This is a genomic window from Cellulomonas sp. S1-8 (genome assembly GCF_026184235.1).
Classification (GTDB): Bacteria; Actinomycetota; Actinomycetes; order Actinomycetales; family Cellulomonadaceae; genus Cellulomonas.
The window spans coordinates 1,753,531-1,772,356 of sequence record NZ_CP110806.1 but is presented as its reverse complement, the minus strand read 5'-3'; the positions used below and the strand labels follow the sequence as shown (position 1 = coordinate 1,772,356).

At 70.7% G+C, this 18,826-nt stretch carries 12 protein-coding genes; 8 read left to right on the top strand and 4 right to left on the bottom strand.

Annotated features, from left to right (window positions below; genetic code table 11):
* Positions 1–79: 79 nt before the first annotated feature.
* Together OKX07_RS07900 and ileS are read right to left on the bottom strand one after the other, a co-directional pair.
* Positions 80–1,465, bottom strand: a complete 1,386-nt coding sequence (locus tag OKX07_RS07900; RefSeq protein WP_265631276.1) for a bifunctional folylpolyglutamate synthase/dihydrofolate synthase — start codon at positions 1,463–1,465, stop codon at positions 80–82.
* Complete coding sequence (gene ileS / locus OKX07_RS07895; protein WP_265631275.1) at positions 1,462–4,728, bottom strand: isoleucine--tRNA ligase; 3,267 nt, start codon at positions 4,726–4,728, stop codon at positions 1,462–1,464. Before ileS ends, OKX07_RS07900 begins: the two co-directional genes overlap by 4 nt.
* A 317-nt stretch (positions 4,729–5,045) precedes the next feature.
* Between ileS and OKX07_RS07890 the strand changes: the two genes are divergently transcribed.
* The gene (locus OKX07_RS07890; RefSeq protein ID WP_265631274.1) at positions 5,046–5,711 is read left to right on the top strand and encodes an HAD hydrolase-like protein; all 666 of its coding nucleotides are present in this window, start codon (positions 5,046–5,048) and stop codon (positions 5,709–5,711) included.
* A 59-nt stretch (positions 5,712–5,770) separates the two neighbouring features.
* Positions 5,771–6,487 (top strand): HAD hydrolase-like protein, encoded by a 717-nt coding sequence (locus tag OKX07_RS07885; protein ID WP_265631273.1) that lies wholly within the window; start codon positions 5,771–5,773, stop codon positions 6,485–6,487.
* Here the strand turns inward: OKX07_RS07885 and OKX07_RS07880 are convergent.
* Positions 6,441–6,953: a phosphoribosyltransferase gene (locus OKX07_RS07880; protein WP_265631272.1), complete on the bottom strand. Its 513-nt coding sequence runs from the start codon at positions 6,951–6,953 to the stop codon at positions 6,441–6,443. The two genes, OKX07_RS07885 and OKX07_RS07880, sit on opposite strands and share 47 nt — an antisense overlap.
* A gap of 155 nt (positions 6,954–7,108) precedes the next feature.
* Here OKX07_RS07880 and OKX07_RS07875 point away from each other — a divergent pair, with 155 nt between their 5' ends.
* From OKX07_RS07875 to OKX07_RS07860, 4 genes are all read left to right on the top strand, one after another.
* On the top strand, positions 7,109–8,005 hold the full coding sequence (locus OKX07_RS07875; protein ID WP_265631271.1) for a formate/nitrite transporter family protein: 897 nt from the start codon (positions 7,109–7,111) through the stop codon (positions 8,003–8,005).
* 64 nt (positions 8,006–8,069) lie between these two features.
* Complete coding sequence (locus OKX07_RS07870) at positions 8,070–8,828, top strand: MerR family transcriptional regulator (RefSeq protein ID WP_265631270.1); 759 nt, start codon at positions 8,070–8,072, stop codon at positions 8,826–8,828.
* Between the two features lie 174 nt (positions 8,829–9,002).
* Positions 9,003–10,247 (top strand): amidohydrolase, encoded by a 1,245-nt coding sequence (locus OKX07_RS07865; protein WP_265631269.1) that lies wholly within the window; start codon positions 9,003–9,005, stop codon positions 10,245–10,247.
* Positions 10,248–10,730: 483 nt separating this feature from the next.
* Positions 10,731–12,485 (top strand): restriction endonuclease, encoded by a 1,755-nt coding sequence (locus tag OKX07_RS07860; RefSeq protein WP_265631268.1) that lies wholly within the window; start codon positions 10,731–10,733, stop codon positions 12,483–12,485.
* Between the two features lie 220 nt (positions 12,486–12,705).
* Here the strand turns inward: OKX07_RS07860 and OKX07_RS07855 are convergent, their stop codons facing one another.
* Positions 12,706–12,858, bottom strand: coding sequence for a hypothetical protein (locus OKX07_RS07855; protein WP_265631267.1), 153 nt, complete (start codon positions 12,856–12,858; stop codon positions 12,706–12,708).
* 312 nt (positions 12,859–13,170) lie between these two features.
* Here OKX07_RS07855 and OKX07_RS07850 point away from each other — a divergent pair, with 312 nt between their 5' ends.
* Positions 13,171–17,643: a fibronectin type III domain-containing protein gene (locus OKX07_RS07850; RefSeq protein WP_265631266.1), complete on the top strand. Its 4,473-nt coding sequence runs from the start codon at positions 13,171–13,173 to the stop codon at positions 17,641–17,643.
* A 2-nt stretch (positions 17,644–17,645) separates the two neighbouring features.
* On the top strand, positions 17,646–18,746 hold the full coding sequence (locus OKX07_RS07845; RefSeq protein ID WP_265631265.1) for a hypothetical protein: 1,101 nt from the start codon (positions 17,646–17,648) through the stop codon (positions 18,744–18,746).
* Positions 18,747–18,826: the final 80 nt, after the last annotated feature.

Below are 18,826 nucleotides of genomic sequence, written 5' to 3'. Positions count from 1 at the left end.
CGGGCCCGGACGGCCGTCAAGGCGAGCCGCTGCGCGCCGGGTGCACATGCGTGCACCCGGCGCCCGCACGGGCCGGCCGTCAGGGACGACCCAGCAGGATGCGCGCCTCCGCGACGAGCAGGATCGAGCCCGTGACCAGCACGCCGGCGCCACGCTCCTCCTCGCTCTCCGCGCGCTGCACGGCCAGGTCGATGGCGTCGGGCAGGCGCGCGGCGACGTGCACCCGGTCCTCGCCGAACACGTCGATCGCGATCTCGGCCAGGTCGTCCGCGTCGAACGCGCGCGACGACGACGCCTGCGTCACGACCACCTCGGCCAGCAGCGGCTCGAGCGCCGCGAGGATGCCCTCGGGGTCCTTGTCGGCCATGACGCCGATGACGCCCACCAGGCGCGTGAAGTCGAACGCCTCCGCGACGGCGTCGGCCAGCGCCTCGGCACCCGCGGGGTTGTGCGCGCCGTCGACCAGGACGGTCGGGCTCGACCGGACGACCTCGAGGCGCCCCGGTGACGTCACGTCCCCGAAGGCCGCCTCCACGACCGACCCGTCGAGCGCCGCGCCACCCGTGAGCAGCGCCTCGGTCGCGACGAGGGCGAGCAGCGCGTTGTGGGCCTGGTGCTCGCCGTACAGGGGCAGAAAGACGTCGGTGTAGACGCCGCCCAGCCCCCGCAGCGCGACGAGCTGCCCACCGACCGCCACCTGACGGTCCACCACGGCGATGTCGACGTCCTCGCGGACGACGCGCGCGCCGCGCTCGGCCGCCGCGGCCAGCACGACGCCCTCGACGTCGTCCGTCTGCTGCGCGAGCACCAGGGTCGCGCCGTCCTTGACGATGCCCGCCTTCTCCGACGCGATCTCCACGAGCGTGTTGCCCAGGTAACGCTCGTGGTCCAGCGCGACCGGGGTGATCACGGCGACCTCGGCGTCGACGAGGTTCGTCGCGTCCCAGCGCCCGCCGAGACCCACCTCGACGACCGCGACCTCGACCGGCGCGTCGGCGAACGCCGCGTACGCCATGACGGTGAACACCTCGAAGAACGACAGCCGCTGGCCCCCGGCCTCCAGGTGCTGCTGGTCGACCATGTGCACGTACGGCGCGACGTCCTGCCACACCTCGACGAAGCGCTCGTCGCTGATCGGCTCGCCGTCGATGCTGATGCGCTCGGTGACGCGCGTCAGGTGCGGGCTGGTGAACCTGCCCGTGCGCAGCCCGTGCTCCCGCAGCAGCCGCTCGACCATGCGGGCGGTCGACGTCTTGCCGTTGGTCCCGGTCAGGTGGACGGTCCGGAATGCCCGCTGCGGGTCGCCCAGCAGCTCCAGGACCGCGCGCACACGGTCGAGCGTCGGGTCGATCTCCTGCTCCGGCGCGCGCTCGAGGATCCCCCGGTACACCTCGTCGGCGGCCTGCCGCGCGGCCTGGGCCGCGGCGTCCTTCAGGTGGTCGGCGCCACCGCGTCCGGCGCTCATGCGCCGGCCCGCACGACGGTCACGGCGACCTCGGCCGCGTCGGTCGGCTCGAGCGTCACGGACGTGGCGAGCGTCTCGGCGGCCACGAACGCGCGGTGCGTCTCCACGTCGGCCACGTGCGCCGTCGGCACGGCCAGCGTGAGGTCGACGCGGTCGGCGACGTGCAGCCCGGCCGCCTTGCGGGCGTCCTGCACGGCGCGCACGACGTCGCGCGCGTAGCCCTCGGCGCGCAGCGCGTCGTCGAGCGTCAGGTCGAGGACGACGACGGTGCCACCCGGCAGGACCGCCGCGGCCGCGTCGTCCTGCGTGCCGTCGCCGACCACCGTCGTGAGCTCGTACTCCGCGCCCTCGAGCGTGACGTCGCCGTCGTCGGTCGTCACCACGACCGTGCCGCCGTCGACGCGCCAGGCGCCGCTGCGGGCGCCCTTGATGACCTGCTGCACGGCACGGCCCAGGCGCGGACCCGCGGCGCGCGCGTTGACGGCGAGCCGCTGCGTGATGCCGAACCGCTCGGTCGTCGCCGCGTCCGCCTCGACCACGTCGACGTGCTTGACGTTGAGCTCGGCCGCCAGCAGGTCGGTGTACGGCGCGAGCGCGCCGGGATCCGCGACGGCCACCGTGAGCCGGCGCAGGGGCTGCCGCACGCGCACCTGGTGCGCCTTGCGCAGGCCGAGCGCCGCGGAGACCACGGCACGGACCTCGTCCATCGCGGCGACGAGCGTGAAGGAGCCGACGAGGTAGTCGTCCGCGCGGCGGTAGCCGAGCTCCGGCCAGTCGGTCAGGTGCACCGACCGGCCACCCGTCAGCCCGCGCCACACCTCCTCGGTCACGAGCGGTGCCAGCGGCGCCATGAGACGCGTCAGCACCTCGAGCGACGTCCACAGGGTGTCGAACGCGGCGGGGTCCTCGGACCAGAAGCGGTCGCGCTGCGTGCGGACGTACCAGTTGGTCAGCAGGTCCAGGTGCTCGCGCACGGCCTCGCACGCGGCGGGGATGTCGTACGCGTCGAGGGAGGCCGTCATCGTCGCCGTCAGGTCCGCGGTGCGCGCGAGCACGTACCGGTCCATCGGCGCCAGCCCCGCGGCGCGCTCGGCCGTGACGCGCTGGGCGGTGTAGCCGCGTCCCTCGTCGGCCGCGCCCGCGTACAGCGTGAAGAAGTAGTACGTGCTCCACAGCGGCAGCAGCACCTGGCGCACGCCGTCGCGGATGCCCTCCTCGTGCACGACGAGGTTGCCGCCGCGCAGGATCGTCGACGACATCAGCGACCAGCGCACGGAGTCGGAGCCGTACTTGTCCCACATCTCGACCGGGTCCGGGTAGTTGCGCAGCGACTTGCTGGCCTTGCGCCCGTCGTCGCCCAGGACGATGCCGTGGCACATGACGTTGCGGAACGCCGCGCGGTCGAAGATCGCGGTCGCCAGCACGTGCAGCGTGTAGAACCAGCCGCGCGTCTGGCCGATGTACTCGACGATGAAGTCGCCCGGGTAGTGGTGCTCGAACCACTGCCGGTTCTCGAACGGGTAGTGCACCTGCGCGAACGGCATCGACCCGGAGTCGAACCAGACGTCCAGGACGTCGGGGATGCGCCGCATGGTGGAACGGCCCGTCGGGTCGTCAGGGTTGGGGCGCGTGAGGTCGTCGATGAAGGGTCGGTGCAGGTCCGGCTCGCCGGCCTCGTTGGTGGGCACGCGACCGAAGTCCGCCTCGAGCTCCGCGAACGAGCCGTACACGTCGACGCGCGGGTACGTCGGGTCGTCGCTCACCCACACGGGGATCGGGGTGCCCCAGTACCGGTTGCGGCTGATCGACCAGTCGCGCGCGTTCTCGAGCCAGCGGCCGAACTGGCCGTCCTTGATGTGGCCCGGGATCCACTCGATGCCCTGGTTGAGCTCGACCATGCGGTCCTTGAACGCGGTGACGCGCACGAACCACGACGACACGGCCTTGTAGATCAGGGGCGTGCGGCACCGCCAGCAGTGCGGGTAGGAGTGCTCGTACGTCTCGTGCCGCACGACGAGCGCCCGCTGCCCGGCGGCCACGCGGGCGAGCGGCCCGGTGCCGGCCTTGAGGTCGGCGATGACCTGCTTGTTGCCCTCGAAGACCTGCACGCCCGCGTAGTCCGCGACCTGCTCGGTGAACCGACCCTTGGAGTCGACGGGCACAACGGGCGCGATGCCGGCGGCGTCGCACGCCACCATGTCGTCCTCGCCGAACGCGGGCGCGAGGTGCACGACACCCGTGCCGTCCTCGGTCGTGACGAAGTCGGCCGCGAGCACCTGGTGCGCGTTCTCCTGGCCCGCGAAGTAGTCGAACGGCGGGGTGTAGCGCCGGCCGACGAGGTCCGCGCCGGTGAGCCGCTCGACGACCGTCGGCTCGTCGCCCAGCTCACGGGCGTACGCGCCCAGCCGGGCCGCCGCGAGCACGACGCGCTCGCCGGGGTGCGCGCCGGCGAACGGCGAACCCTCGGCGGGCTCCACGACGACGTACTCGACGCCGGGACCGACCGCGACCGCCAGGTTCGACGGCAGCGTCCACGGCGTCGTCGTCCAGATCAGCAGCAGCTCGCCGCCGTCCATGCGGAAGCCGACGGTGAGCGCGGGGTCCTGGCGCGACGCGTACACGTCGTCGTCCATGCGCAGCTCGTGGTTCGACAGCGGGGTCTCGTCGCGCCAGCAGTACGGCAGGACGCGGTAGCCCTCGTACGCCAGGCCCTTGTCGTGCAGCTGCTTGAACGCCCAGATGACCGACTCCATGAACGACGGGTCGAGCGTCTTGTAGTCGTGCTCGAAGTCCACCCAGCGGGCCTGCCGCTCGACGTACTGCTGCCAGTCCTTGGTGTACGTCAGCACGGAGCGGCGGCACGCCTCGTTGAACGCGGCGATGCCCATCTCGTCGATCTGCGCCTTGTCCGTGATGCCCAGGACCCGCTCGGCCTCGAGCTCGGCCGGCAGGCCGTGGGTGTCCCAGCCGAAGCGGCGCTCGACGTGGCGCCCGCGCATCGTCTGGTACCGCGGCACGACGTCCTTGGCGTACCCGGTCAGCAGGTGGCCGTAGTGCGGCAGGCCGTTGGCGAACGGCGGGCCGTCGTAGAAGACGTACTCGTTCGCGCCGTCCTCACCCGTGGGCCGCAGCGCGACCGACGCGCGGAACGTGTCGTCCGCCTCCCAGTACCGCAGCACGTCCTGCTCGAGCGTCGGCAGGTCGGGGCTCGGGGGGACGGTCGCGGGGGTGCCGTCGGACGTGCGGTGCAGCGGGTACGCCACGGTCGGTGCTCCTGGTCTCGCGCACCCGGTCCGGGCGCGGTACGGCCACGAGGACGACGGACCCGGACCGGCCGGGGCTCACCGCGGTACCACCTCGCTTGCCGGGGACGGGTCCCCGACCACTCACCTGCGGCTGTGACGGGCCTGCCCCGTCCGGTTCTACTGAGGACGCCGCGTCGTGCGACGACACGTCCCGTTCTTCCGGAGGCTCACCGGTGATGGCCGGGTCGATGCCTGTGCTCGTCAGTGTAACGACGCGCCCGGCGTGCGGCACGCGCGATTCGTCGCACGCCCCGCCTCCGGGGCACGATCGACGCATGACCCGCCCCGTCGCCCTGCTGGACCTCGACGGCACCCTCATGGACTCCGCGCCCGGCGTGGTGTCCTCGGTGCGCCACGCCTACGAGCACCTCGGGCTGCGGGCGCCGGGAACCGCCGCCATGCGGTCCTTCGCCGGGCCGCCGATCAGCTGGTCGTTCCCGGAGCACGGGGTGCCGGCCGACCGCGTCGACGAGGCGGTCCGCGTGTACGGCGAGCACTTCGGACGCGTCGGCGTCTGGGACACCCGGGTGTTCGACGGCATCCCGGCCGCGCTGGCCGCGCTGCGCGACGCGGGCGTGCTGCTCGTCGTCGCGACCGCGAAGCCCACGCGGTGGGCCGAACCGATCTGCGCCGAGGTCGGGCTGACACCCCTGCTGGACCACCTGGTCGGTGCGCCCGACGACGAGTCCGAGTCCAAGGGGCAGATCGTCGGGCGCGCGCTGGCGTGGGTCCGCGCGACGACCGGCGACGACGGGTTCACGGCCGTCATGCTGGGCGACCGCGAGCACGACGTGCACGGCGCCGCCGAGCACGGGGTCGCGTGCCTCGGTGCCGGGTGGGGCTACGGCGCCCACGGCGAGCTGCGTGCCGCCGGCGCCGTCGACGTGCTCGCGTCGCCCGCCGACGTGCCGGCCGCGGTGCTGGCCCGCATCACGCTCTGACGGGCGAGCAGCCGTGGGCACAGCAGGCCGACTGGCCGACGGCTGGGAGGATGGGGGCGATGACTCCCCCACCCCTGGCCCTGCTCGACCTCGACGGCACCCTCACCGACTCCTACCCGGGCATCGCCGCGAGCGCCCGCGTCGCGTTCACCGCGCTCGGCCTGCCCGTGCCCGACGCGAGCGCGCTTCGCCGGTTCGTCGGGCCACCCCTGATCGAGTCGTTCGCGCTGTTCGACGTCCCGGCGGCGCGCGTCCCCGAGGCCGTCGAGGCGTACCGCGCGTACTTCCGCACGACCGGCATGTGGCAGAACAGCGTCTACCCCGGCATCCCCGAGCAGCTCGCGACCTTGCGCGACGCCGGGGTGCGGCTCGCGGTCGCGACGAGCAAGCCCGAGGTGTTCGCCGGGCCGATCTGCGAGCGCTTCGGCCTGGCCCCGTACCTCGACGGCGTGTTCGGTGCCCCGCTGGACCACGTGCCGTCGTCCAAGGCGACCGTCGTCGCGGCCGCGCTGGCGGCGCTGGCCCCGGTCGGTGCGGTGGTCATGGTCGGCGACCGCGAGCACGACGTGCACGGCGCGCGCGCCCACGGCGTCGACTGCGTGGGCGTCGCCTGGGGCTACGCGCGGGAGCGCGAGCTCGAGGACGCGGTTGCGACGACCGTCGTGCCCCACGTCGAGGGGCTGGCCGCCGCGGTCCTGGCCGCGCTCACCCCGCGCGGTGACGCCGGGGTCAGCGCGTCGCCTCGACCGGCGGCAGCGCCGACCACGGGAACGTGATCCACCGGTCGGTCCGGCGCCACACGTAGTCCGGGTGGACGACCGAGCGCGGCTTGGCGTACAGCACGGCGGTGCGCACCTGCGCGCAGTGCTCGGTCAGCAGCCGCTGGACCAGCGCCAACGTCTCCCCCGAGTCCGCGACGTCGTCGACGACCAGGGCGCGCAGGCCCTGCACCGCGGCGGTGTCCAGCAGCGGGGGCAGCAGCAGCGGCTCCGGCAGCGTGCTGCCGACGCCCGTGTAGAACTCCACGTTCATCGTCCCCACCGCCTTGGTGCCCAGCGCGTACGCGATCGCGCCGCCCGGGGGCAGCCCGCCGCGCGCCACGGACACCACCACGTCCGGCACGAACCCCGAGTCCACGACGGCCTGCGCCATCTCGCGGACGGCCGCGCCGAACGTCTCCCACTCCAGGACCTCGCGGTCCTCCGGCAGCTCCTGGCCGGGTGCTGTCTCGGTCGTCGTCATGCGCCCATCGTCCCCCGCGCGCGTCGCGGGGAGGTTGCCCACTCGTCCCGGGTGAGGGGTCGACCGCCGTGCCCGGAGAGGCGACGACGTCGCGCGGTGTCGGCGGACGACGTGGGTCCCGCGCCGACCACGTCGCGATGTGGGATCTTGGCGCCGTGGACCCCGCACCTCCCCCTGCCCCCTCTGCGCCCCCGCCCGGGCTGTTCCCCGGCAAGCACTTCATCAGCACCGTGCTCGAGGCGCTCGACACCAAGACCGCAATGTCGGGGGTGCTCGCCCGCCGGTACCTCATGCGGGCCGCCATGGCCGGCATCGTCATCGGCGTCCTGTACGGCGCGCACTACGCGGTGATCGCGGCGTTCGACCAGATCGCGGCAGTCGACGGGACGACGCTGCGCCCGCTGGGGCGCATCGCCGGGGCGCTGACGTTCGGCTGGGCGCTCGTGTTCATCTACTACACGCGCTCCGAGCTGCTGACGTCGAACATGATGATCGTCACCATCGGGGCGTACCACCGGCGCACCTCGTGGGGGCGGGCGGTACGCCTGCTCGGGCTGTGCTATCTCGGCAACCTCGTCGGCGGTCTGCTGGTGGCGGTGCTCGTGCGCTTCTCGACGCTCGCCGAGGGTGCGGTCCTCGCCGAGATGGTCGCCTCCGTGGAGCACAAGCTCGCGTTCGTCGCCGACGGGCCGACCGGCTGGGCGGACCTGCTGGTGCGCGCCGTCCTGTGCAACTTCTGCATCAACCTGGCGATGCTGCTGGTATACAACGGGCTCATCAAGGACGACCTGACCAAGTCGCTCGTCATGATCGTCGCCGTGTTCGTGTTCGCGTTCCTCGGGCTGGAGCACTCGGTCGCCAACACCGTGCTGTTCACCATGGTGGGGCTGCGCGAGGGCATCGACCTGGGCCTCGCGGCCGGCAACATCGGGTTCGCGCTGATCGGCAACTTCATCGGCGGTGGCCTGCTCATCGGCCTGTACTACGCGTACGTCAACGACGACTCCGGGTGGCTGCAGAGCACGCCGCCGGCGCGTGACGGCACCGCTTGACCTTGACGCAGCGTCAACTCCTACCGTGAGTCGGGTCCACACCGGAGCACCACGAGGAGGAGCGATGGAGGCGTCGATCCAGGAGGTCGCCCGCCTGACCGGCACGACGAGCCGCACGCTGCGTCACTACGACCGCATCGGGCTGCTCGTCCCCAGCCGCGTCGGGCACAACGGGTACCGCTGGTACGACGACGACGCGCTCGTGCGCCTCCAGCGGATCCTGCTGCTGCGCGAGCTCGGGCTCGGCCTGGCCGACATCGGCCGCGTGCTCGACCGCGAGACCGACGAGGTGGCGGCCCTGAGCCGACACCTCGGCTGGCTCGCGAGCGAGCTCGACCGCCTCGCACGGCAGGCCGCGTCGGTGCGCCGGACGATCGCCGCACGACAGGAAGGGAGCTCGGTCATGGCCGAGAAGATGTTCGACGGGTTCGACCACACGCAGTACAAGGACGAGGTGGAGGAGCGCTGGGGCGCCGAGGCGTACGCGTCGGGCGACCGGTGGTGGCGCGGCATGTCCGACACCGAGCGGGGCGAGTGGCAGGCGCGCAGCGCGACCCTCGCCCGTGACTGGGCGACGGCGGCGGCCGCCGGCACGGACCCGGCCTCGGCGGAGGCGCAGGACCTGGCCCGGCGCCACGTCGAGTGGCTGGGCTCGGTCCCCGGCACGCCACGGCACGACGGCGGACCGGCCAAGGAGTACGTCACGGGCCTGGCGGACATGTACGTCGCGGACCCGCGGTTCGCGGCGAACTACGGCGAGGACCTGACGGGCGCGACGTTCGTCCGCGACGCGCTCCACGAGTACGCGTCCCGCCACCTCTGACGGGCGCACGCCCCGTCGACGCTCGGCTGCCCCGGGCCGGATCGCCCTCTCACCCCCGGTGAGAGGGCGATCCAGGTCGACGTGGTGACATCCGTCCCGACCCGGGTTGAGTTGACAAGACGGTCGGCCCAGCCCACCCGTCGGGCCGGCCACACTCGGGGGCGGGGGACGACCGTGGCTGTCTACGACGACATCGCAGTGGATCCGGGGCTGGCGGCCCTCTACCAGGACCTGCACCGGCACCCGGAGCTCGGGTTCCAGGAGCACCGGACAGCCGGGATCATCGCGCAGCGGCTGACGGACCTGGGCTACGACGTGACCACCGGGGTCGGCGGCACGGGTGTCGTGGGGGTCCTGCGCAACGGGGCCGGCGCGACCGCCCTGCTGCGGGCCGACATGGACGCGCTGCCCGTGAAGGAGGAGACGGGGCTCGACTACGCGAGCACCGACACCGGGACCGACGCGGACGGACTGACCGTGCCCGTGGCGCACGCCTGCGGCCACGACGTGCACGTCGCGTGCCTCCTGGGCGCCGCGCAGGCCCTGGCGCAGGACCGCGCGAGCTGGTCCGGGACGCTCGTGCTCGTCGGACAGCCTGCCGAAGAGCTCGGTGCGGGTGCGCAGGCACTCGTCGACGACGGGCTGCTCGACCGGTTCCCCCGTCCCGACGTCGTCCTGGGTCAGCACGTCGCCCCGCTGCCGGCCGGGACCATCACCGGGCACCCGGGCGCCTCCTACGCCGGGTCCGACACCCTGCACGTCCGTCTGGTCGGCCGGGGCGCGCACGGCTCCCGGCCGGAGGCCTCCGTCGACCCGGTCGTCATGGCCGCCGCGACCGTGCAGCGGTTGCAGGCGATCGTGTCGCGCGAGGTGCCGGTTGAGCAGAAGGTCGTGCTCACCGTCGGATCGATCCACGCCGGCACCGCGGCCAACGTGATCCCCGACCACGCGGACCTGGGCCTGAACATCCGCACCTACGACGAGGCCGTGCGCAACCGCGTGCTCGCCGCCGTCGAACGCGTCGTCCGCAGCGAGGCGGCGGCCTCGGGCGCCCCGGAGGAGCCGACGATCACACCGGTCGAGCGGTTCCCGGTGGTGGTCAACGACGCCGACGCCCTGCAGCGGAACCTCTCCGTCTTCACGGAGTGGCTCGGCGAGGGCAAGGTGTTCGACCCCGGAGCGGGCGCGGGCAGCGAGGACGTCGGCGTCATCGCCACGAACGCGGGTGCCCCCCTGTCGTACTGGCTGCTGGGCGGCGCAGATCCCGCCCTGTTCACGACGGGCGACATGTCCGACCCCGCGCTGCTGACCGTGCCGTCCAACCACTCGCCGAGGTACGCACCGGTGATCGAGCCGACGCTGAGTATTGGCGTCACCGCTCTGGTGGCAGCCGTGCGGACCTGGTTGCCCACCCGCTGACCTCTGCTCCCACCGGCGGCTGTGCCCGTACGTCGCGGGGTGCTCGCACGCCAGGACGACCACCGGCCCGTCGTAGGGCACGGTCGATGACGTCAACGTCGCCGCCGACCGCATCACGACCACCCGACACGGCGAACCCTGGTGGCGCGCACCACGCCGACTGCCCGACGTCGCCGCCAGCGCCGCACTGGCCGGACACCAGCCGCCGGCCACCAGCCGCGACGACCTCATCGCCCGCGTCACCCCCCTGGACTCCCCGGTCTGCCAAGATCGGGCCGTGACGCTTGAGCCCACGATCGCGGTGACCACGCTGGAGCGTGCGCTTCGCCTGCTGCTGTCGCGTGAGCTACGCCGCGCGTGGCGCGAAGGGTGGTTGGAGCGTGCGACCCCCGAGGAACAGCGCAAGGAGTGGCAGAGGCGCTATGCAGGAGCAGGCTCGTCGGCCCGGCGTCGCGAGCGTGCCGCCTGATCCAGGGAGACGCTTTGAGGCGCATTGAGTGGGGGCGGTACGGCGGCGACGACGTGGAGGCGGTCGTCGCGATGATGGTCAACCGCGAGCACCCGAACTCTGTGAGGGTCACACCCTCTCGTGGAGACGGCGGGGTCGACATCCTCGACGCTGATGCTGGCCCCAATGGCGGCGACGTCGTGTATCAGGTCAAGCGGTACGCCCGGCCACTGAGCAAGAAGCAGCAAGGCGAGATCGAAGCGTCTCTCGCGCGGCTGCTCGGCACCGAGAAGGACGAGCGGTGGACCGCGCTGAACGTCACGGAGTGGCGGCTGGTCACGCCGTGGGACCCGACGCCGGAAGCCTGGACCTGGCTGCAGGGCCTTGGTGTCAAGCATCAGGTACCGGTGATCTGGGACGGGCTGACAGTCATCGACCGGTGGTGCGCCGCCTACCCGGAGGTCGTGGACTACTACATCCACGGCGGACGTGAGCGGATCGAGGGGGCTTACCGGCAGATGCTGGCGCTGACGTCCCTATCACCTCGGGAGATGGAGGGCGTAGACGTACGTGCTCTCGCCGAAAGAGTGAACGAGTCACTAAAAGGGCCGCTCACTGAAGACCCGCACTACCGCTACGAATTCCGCTTCGGGACGGGTCCCCTCCCCCCTCCGGCACCCGTCCCTTGGCTCGTCATGTCCGCCATCGAAGGCAACGAGCACGGATGGTTCGCCGTCGACGTCTTCGCGCGATGCGCCGCGTCCGCGGAAGCGCGCCCGATCACGAGCACCGGCACGCTCTCAGCGCCCAGGGGCACGCCGGCCGAAGACGCGCTGCGCAGGTTCGTCGAGTACGGGGACCCCCCTGACGTGCCCTTCTCGTTCACCGGAGACCTCGACGCACCCGGAGGTCTCGCAACGACGCTCACCGACGCGACCGTCGAGGTCTTCCCCTTGGCGAGTGCTGACCTGGGAGAGAACGTCGAACTACGTCTGGAGGTGCTCGATCCCGAAGGCGGGGTAGTTGCCACGGTGGACGCCGACCGTGTCGACCGCGGCTCGGGAACCAAGGGCCTGTCGTCCACGCTGCGCGAGGTCAACAACGTCTTCACCCTGAACATGACCGCGACTCTGAGCGCAGGGCCCGCCACAGCCGACCCTGAAACGCCCACACCAACTGCGCATATGACGATGCGACTCAAGATGAACCCGCTCACCGGCGCCGCCGTCGCCGCCGTCGCCGCCGCGACGCGGTTCCTAGCCGAGGTCCACGAACCGAACCAACTGCGCCTCAGCCTGCGGCACGTCCCGGCGGTACGCGGTGGGGTTCAACCGCTTACGGGCGCCACCCCTCATAGCAATTTCGTCCGCATCGCGAAGGCTGTCGAGGCGCTGAACACCATCCAGCAGCACACACTCCAAGTGATCCGCGTCCCAGACCTGACCACGTACCGGAATCAGTTCCACTCGTGGGAGAGGGCCGCACAGCTCTTGACGGGCGAGCCTCTTACGACCCGCTATCCCGAGGACCAGTGCCTAATCGTCGAACTCGCCCAGGCAGGCGAGGCGGCTCCTGATGGCCTCACAGGGGGCAGTATCCGCTTCGTGACTCCGCTGAACGTCGTCGTCGGGCCGGACACTCTGCGCCTAGGAGAGGTACGAATAGAGCTCGACGACCCAACGGTGCACTCCCGCAGGCTTCTACCCGACGGCACGCTCCAGATGAAGGTCACCACCCCGGACCGGGCCATGCGCTCGGTGCACCACCTCCCCGAGCCCTCGGGAGACTGAGCCGAGGCTAAGGGCGTCTCGTTGAGCCGTTGGACCGGTCGGGCCGTCACGACGCGTGCGCACGATCCGGTCTACCCTGCCGTGCCCAGCGCGTGCCGTCGCCCGGCGGCGGCGTCAGGCTGGGGGTACACCTTGCCCGGCGGAACAGGGCCGTGACCGCAGGTGATCCACCACGCCGCGCCAGGGGCGCAGCTCGTCGGTCGACCGGCCGCCGGGCCTATTAGGCCTGCGGCGACTTCGCCTGGCCCCGCCCCAGCTCGTCGTACATCTCGCCGTCGATCAACCCGTGGTCGACCGCCTTGCCGACCGTCTCCTCGAACTCCCCCAGCCGGCGCGACATCCAGTCGACCCCGTCACCCCGGTCCCCTGACACGTACGGCCACCGCGTCTGCTCCTCGAGCGCCTGCTCCCGGGACAGGTGCGACCTCGCGGTGCTGGCGCTCCCGCGGCCTCCGGAGAACCGGACGTAATCTCCCGAATGGCTGGTTTGGGCGTTACGGCCGTCTGACGTCTGATGTGCCGTATGCGGCCGATCGCGGCCAGTTTCTGGCGATGGCTCATGTTTCACGCGCAAGGGACCGAAGAGGGCTGCGTACGGCACTGGCTGTGGAGTGGGGGGCTCATGCGTTCGATGACGACGGCTCACGGGCGGGTTGTCGCTCGGTGGAAGGTGTCGGTCGCTCTGGTGACGGCGGTGGTGCTGCTGCCGCTGCCGGCGGCGGCATCGGAACCAGAGGATCCGGGGCCGTCTGGTTCGTCGAGTACGAGCACGCCGTTGGTGGTGCCGGACCTGGGGCCCGCTCGAGGTCACATCTGGACGGAGAACGGCACGGTGGCCGTCTGGTCGGACCCTGAGTTCGAGGCGTTCGTCTGCGAGCAGGTCGACGGGTTCGACTTCCAGGTCCTGACCGGCGACGCGGCCGCGTCGCTCGTGGCGCAGAGCAGCATCGACGCGGTCGAGTACGACACCGAGTGCGTGTACGCCCTTTGGCGCTTGCCTGCGGGCAGCTTGGCTGACGGCGGTCAGTACAGCGTGCGTGCGCGCTCGACGCTGGACGGCGTCGTCAGCGAGTGGACGGCGCCGATGCCCCTGTCCGTCGCCTACGGACCTGTCGTGCCTGACCCGACAAGCCCCGCGCCCGGCGAGGCGGTGACGCACGTCCAGCCGACCCTGACCGCCACAACACACCCGCGCGACGGTGAGTCGCTGCAGGCGGTCTTCAACGTGGTTGAGGCGGGGACCGGCGTCTCCCTGGTTCAGAGCTACCCAGAGGCGGTCGGTGCCGACGGGTCGGTGTCCTGGACCGTCCCGTTCGCGCTGCCGACCGGGCAATACGAGTGGCAGGTTCTGGCCTGGGACGGCGTGTCTCAGTCGGACTGGTCACCGCGGCGAGCGTTCACGATCTCGCTGCCGCCGTCGACCGGACCGACCCTGTGGAGCGTGTCCAACAGCGGCCGCAACACCGTCGGTGCGCGGTGGTTCCCGCCGTCGACCGGCCAGGACGACCCGATCCTGGACTACACCGTTCGGGTGAACCCGGGGAACCACACGGTCGTGGTGCCGGCAACCGAGACCACGGCTGAGGTCACAGATCTACCGCCGGGCGACTACACGGTCGAGGTCACGGCGCGTAACCAGCGTGGCTCGAGCCCTGCGAGCACGACCCGTTCGGTCACGGTGTGGCCCGCCGAGCCGACGGCAGTGCAGAACGTGCAGTACGAGCTCGACGGCACCACAGCGACCCTGACGTGGGACCCACCGCAGGACGAGGGCGACGCACCGATCACGCACTACGAGATCTACCCGTGGTCGGACTACTTCCCGACGCAGACGACCACGGAGCACCACGCGACCCTGACCGACCTGACGGTCGGAGCCTGGTACGTGGCCCTGGTGCGTGCGCACAACGCCGTGGGGCCCGGTCTTGGTGACGGGATCGGCTTCATGCCGGTCGCACGTCCGGACGCACCTACCGACGTGACGGTGCTGCTGGGCGACGAGTCGCTCGACGTGTCGTGGCAGCCAGGATTCGACGGCGGCACCCCCGCCCACAGCTACGTCGTCACGGCCTCCCCTGGCGGCATGCAGAAGACCGCCCTGTGGGGCGCGAGGTCCGTGAACTTCGACGGGCTGACCAACGGTGTCGAGTACTCGTTCACCGTCACCGCCGTCAACGAGGTCGGCGAGAGCGACCCCTCGACCCCGTCGGCGCCCCGAGCGCCGACACCCGAGACCGCCGACGCCGACGCCGACGGCCTGCCCGACATCCTCGAGGAGCGCGCCGGTTCCAACAGCGCCCTGGCCGACAGCGACTTCGACGGCCTGGACGACGTCGTGGAGGTCCTGCAGCTCATCTCGTTCACCTCGCCGACCTCGGCCGACACCGACGGTGACGGGATCGCAGACGCCGACGCCGACTCCGACAGCGACGGGTTGACCAACGCCCAGGAGGTCGTCGCCGGCCTTCAGCCGACGAACCGGGACACCGACGGCGACGGCATCTTCGATGGCGACGAGGTCGCGCAAGGCCTCGACCCGACCGACGCCGACACCGACGCCGACTCGATCGACGACGGCGACGAGCTGCGTCTTGGACTGGACGCCGCGGTCGGCGACACCGACGACGACGGTGTGCTCGACGCGGACGCACCTGTCACCACCGAGCTCAGCCAGGGCGCTGCCGCCATCGAGGTCACCGGCACTCCCGGTGCGGTCCTGGCGGTGCAGCTGACCGCCACCGAGATCGGACCGTTCGAAGGCGCCATCACCGGCACCGGCATCATCACCGGCCCCCCGCTCGACGAGAGCACCGAGGAGGACGCCGGGGAGGAGCCTCCCACAGTGCTGTCCCGGGGAGCCTCAACAGCGACCACCGACGCGGTGACCGGGGTACTCACGTTCGACGCCCCGAACGTCCAGAACCTGTCCGGCCGACACCTGGGCGTCTTCGCCTTGGAGTCTGGTCAAGGTTCCTGGCAGCAGGTGTCGAACACGCTCAGCGTGTCGGGCACCACGGTGAGTGTCTACAGTCCGCAGCTCGGTACCACCTACACGGTCGTCGACTTGAACGAGTGGTCGGCGCGAGCGCGTGAGTGCGACGCCGCCGCGACCGGCAACGCGCCACTCGACGTCGAGGTCGTCATGGACGAGACCCCCAGCATGGGCTGGGCCGATCCGACCGGTGAGCGGTACACCGCCGCTGCACGCGTCCTGGCCACGCTGGCCCCGGGCGACAACGCCCGGATGCGCACCTTTGGTGTGACGCTGGTGAGCTTCGGATTCGGAGGATTCTGGGAAGCCACCTACACCGACGGCCCCCAGGTGCCCCAGGGCGGTACCCCGATCGACCGGGTCCAGGCCCAGCTGGCCGCCCTGACTCTCCAGCAGAACTACTCCGACGTCGACGGCGACACCCAGATGGACATGGCCGAACGAGCCCTCGGCGGCCTCGGCTTTGGGGCACCCACCCGCCCCACCAGCCCGTTCCTGCCCCCGGGCGGAGCACCCCTGCTGGGTGAGTGCCGCAGCGCGACCGTCGTCCTGGTCACCGACGGCACCCTCAAGCCCGAGGACGATCCCTTCGGCGACGGCCCTGTGCCGTTCCTCGAGCGCACCGAGCCCCCGGTGCACATCCTCGACGTCGGCACCGGCGGGCAGGAAGCTGACTGGCTGCGTCAGGTCGCCACCCAGACCGGCGGCACCTACACCCACGTCCCCACCTCCCAGTCCAACCCTTCGTGGTCGCGAGGGGTCGACCTGGGCGACCTGAGCGACGCCCATATGACCACGGACGACGACAACGACGGTCTGAGCAACTGGGTCGAGCTGATCGGGATCCGAGCAGCCAACGCCAGCGGTGTCCGCACCGAGGTCGACGTGGAGAAGAAGGTCTTCTTCAGCGACCCGCAGGACTCCGACACCGACGACGACGGCATGCTCGACGGCGAGGAAGCCGGCGCTCCGATGAGCCCCGCGCAGATGGGCGGCTGGTCCTCAACCCTGCCCATCACCAGCTACGTCATGCTCTCCGACCCTGACCAGGTCGACGGCGACCACGACGGCATCAGGGACACCGAAGAGGTGGAATCCACCAACTTCAATCCCTTGAACGGCGACGCCGATGACGACGGCCTACTCGATGGCGGTGAGGTGGACTGGGGGACGAACCCGTACGTCGCCGATTTCGACCACGACGGATTTCCGGATGGTCAGGAGGCGATGAACGCCGACTCCGGCTTCGAACCCACGATCTATAACGAGGTCATGTCAGATGACCAATACGTCAAGGACGTCTACCTTGGCATGTTCTGCGGCGACAATAATGTTTGTCGGCGTGACTCTATTCCTTGGCTGGCAGGAAACCTGACCTCGAGCTTCCTGATCTTTGGGGACGTTCGTGATGTCGTCTCCGCAACCTCTGAGAATCGGCGCGACGACGCCATGCTCGCTGCGAGCAGCTTTATCCCACTACCCATTACAGAGATCTCCCAGGCGGTCATGAAGACCGCAAAGTTCATCACCAGGGTCGATGAGGGCACCGACGAGGCGGTCGCGTCTCTTTCCTTCCTGAAGAAGATCTCGAACGACGACCCTGCCGAGATCGTCGAGGTCCTCCGGGGGAAGCACCCTGCCCTGATTCAGCAGCTCGAGGACCTCAACGTGAGCGCGAAGACCATCTCGCGGCTCGTGGGCCCTAACCAGGCCGCTCGTCTGCAGAATCTCCTATCGCGACCGAATGCCACGGTCAGCCGGCTCAGCAACTCCGCGGGCAACGTGGCAGAAGAGGCAGTCGATGGGTTCATGCTGTCAGGCAGGGCCGGGGAGAAGTCGCTGCGAAGGAGCTTTGGTCAGGACCCGGAGACATACAACCCATGCTTGCGCCTATCAAAGACTGTCCCCTGCCGATTCCCCGATACCATCCAGTTGCTCGTCGACAACATTAGGGTGCTTCATGAATCGAAGGTGGGGTACACATACAACATGTTTGCCCACGCCCAGATCAAAAAGGACGTCGCCCTCATGCTGGGCGACTCGGAAATCCAAATAATATGGCACTTCTACGCCAGCGCTACGACTGGTAAGATCGGCGCGTCCCAAAAAATCCTGGATGAACTTGCCAAGTACAACATTCCCTACGTCGTGCATCTCCCGGGGTGAGCATGGAATACCACCAGTTGTCGTCTGATCTGGCGGCGAGGTTCTGCGAGCACGTCGCGGCTCGCGAGCCCTACATGCTGCGCGAGCTCGCCTCGTGGATGAAGGTGACCGGGGGGCCGTTGGACGCGATGGACGCGTCGGTCGACTCGTTGGACGAGCTGTGGCAGTGGTACTGGGACCTGGCGCTGGCCGACTTCCGTGGTCTGACCGACGGCATGGCCGCATCGGCTTTCGTTCTGCCGGCTGGGGAGCCGGCAGAGGAATCAGACGCGCTGCGCTTGCAGGACCGCCTGCGGTCCGAGATCGGCGCCGACCGGCTCGTCCACTACGTGCGGCTGGTCCTGGACCGAATCGCGCCGGGAACGTACTGGGGTGTGTACGACGCGGGAATGATCGACAACCTCCACCAGCAACCGGCCGTCTTCCTGCCAGGGTGGCCCGGCACGCGACGGCACAAGGACGGCTGCGACGTCTTCTTCGGACGGACTGGTGGTCTCGTCTCGTTCCACCAGAAGCACAAGCCGTTCGACCCTGGATGGTTGCACCGGATTGCTCTGGTCGACGCGCCTCAGGGTTTCGTCCCGGAGCACCAGGACCGCGGGCCCTCGGTCCTGCGTCCCTACCTGGACCTGGACCTGCCGCCGATGCCGGACATCGCCCGCACCTCCCCGCTGCTGCAGTGGTTCCAGAACCCGTCGCCGCCGCCCACGCCCGAGCGTCGTTGGGCACCCGGGGAGGACGTCTGGGAGGACATGATCCTGGCCAAGGGCAACGCCCTGGGCCTGGAGGACGAACCGTGGCTGCTCACACCCCTGCCGGCCGACCGCGTCGCCGCGGCGTTGGTCGCCGGCGGCTTCGAGGACGTCACTGCGTCCGTCCTGCTCACCGGTGAAGAGCTCGACCACCCCGAGCAGGTCGCCCGGGTGATGACCATCGTCCACGACGGTGCCCTGCGCGCCCTGCACATCGAGGCCGCGAACCCCACACCGGCGTCCTGGAGGCGGCTGATCACCCCGCTGCGCACCCTCGCCACCGAGCTCGATGCGAACCTCGTCCCCGAGGGCGAGTACCCCGGTGCGGGAGAGTACGAGAGCGAGGACTGAGCAGCCCGGTGGCGCCCCGCCCAACGGCGGATTTCCACGGAACGACGGTAGGAGGTGATGTGCTCGTTGTACCCGATGCG

What these genes read in the sequence shown, in the direction of transcription:
- OKX07_RS07900 (WP_265631276.1), bottom strand. Translation starts at nt 1,465, where the DNA reads ATGAGCGCCGGACGCGGTGGCGCCGACCACCTGAAGGACGCCGCGGCC.
- OKX07_RS07890 (WP_265631274.1), top strand. Translation starts at nt 5,046, where the DNA reads ATGACCCGCCCCGTCGCCCTGCTGGACCTCGACGGCACCCTCATGGAC.
- OKX07_RS07885 (WP_265631273.1), top strand. Translation starts at nt 5,771, where the DNA reads ATGACTCCCCCACCCCTGGCCCTGCTCGACCTCGACGGCACCCTCACC.
- OKX07_RS07880 (WP_265631272.1), bottom strand. Translation starts at nt 6,953, where the DNA reads ATGACGACGACCGAGACAGCACCCGGCCAGGAGCTGCCGGAGGACCGC.
- OKX07_RS07870 (WP_265631270.1), top strand. Translation starts at nt 8,070, where the DNA reads ATGGAGGCGTCGATCCAGGAGGTCGCCCGCCTGACCGGCACGACGAGC.
- OKX07_RS07845 (WP_265631265.1), top strand. Translation starts at nt 17,646, where the DNA reads ATGGAATACCACCAGTTGTCGTCTGATCTGGCGGCGAGGTTCTGCGAG.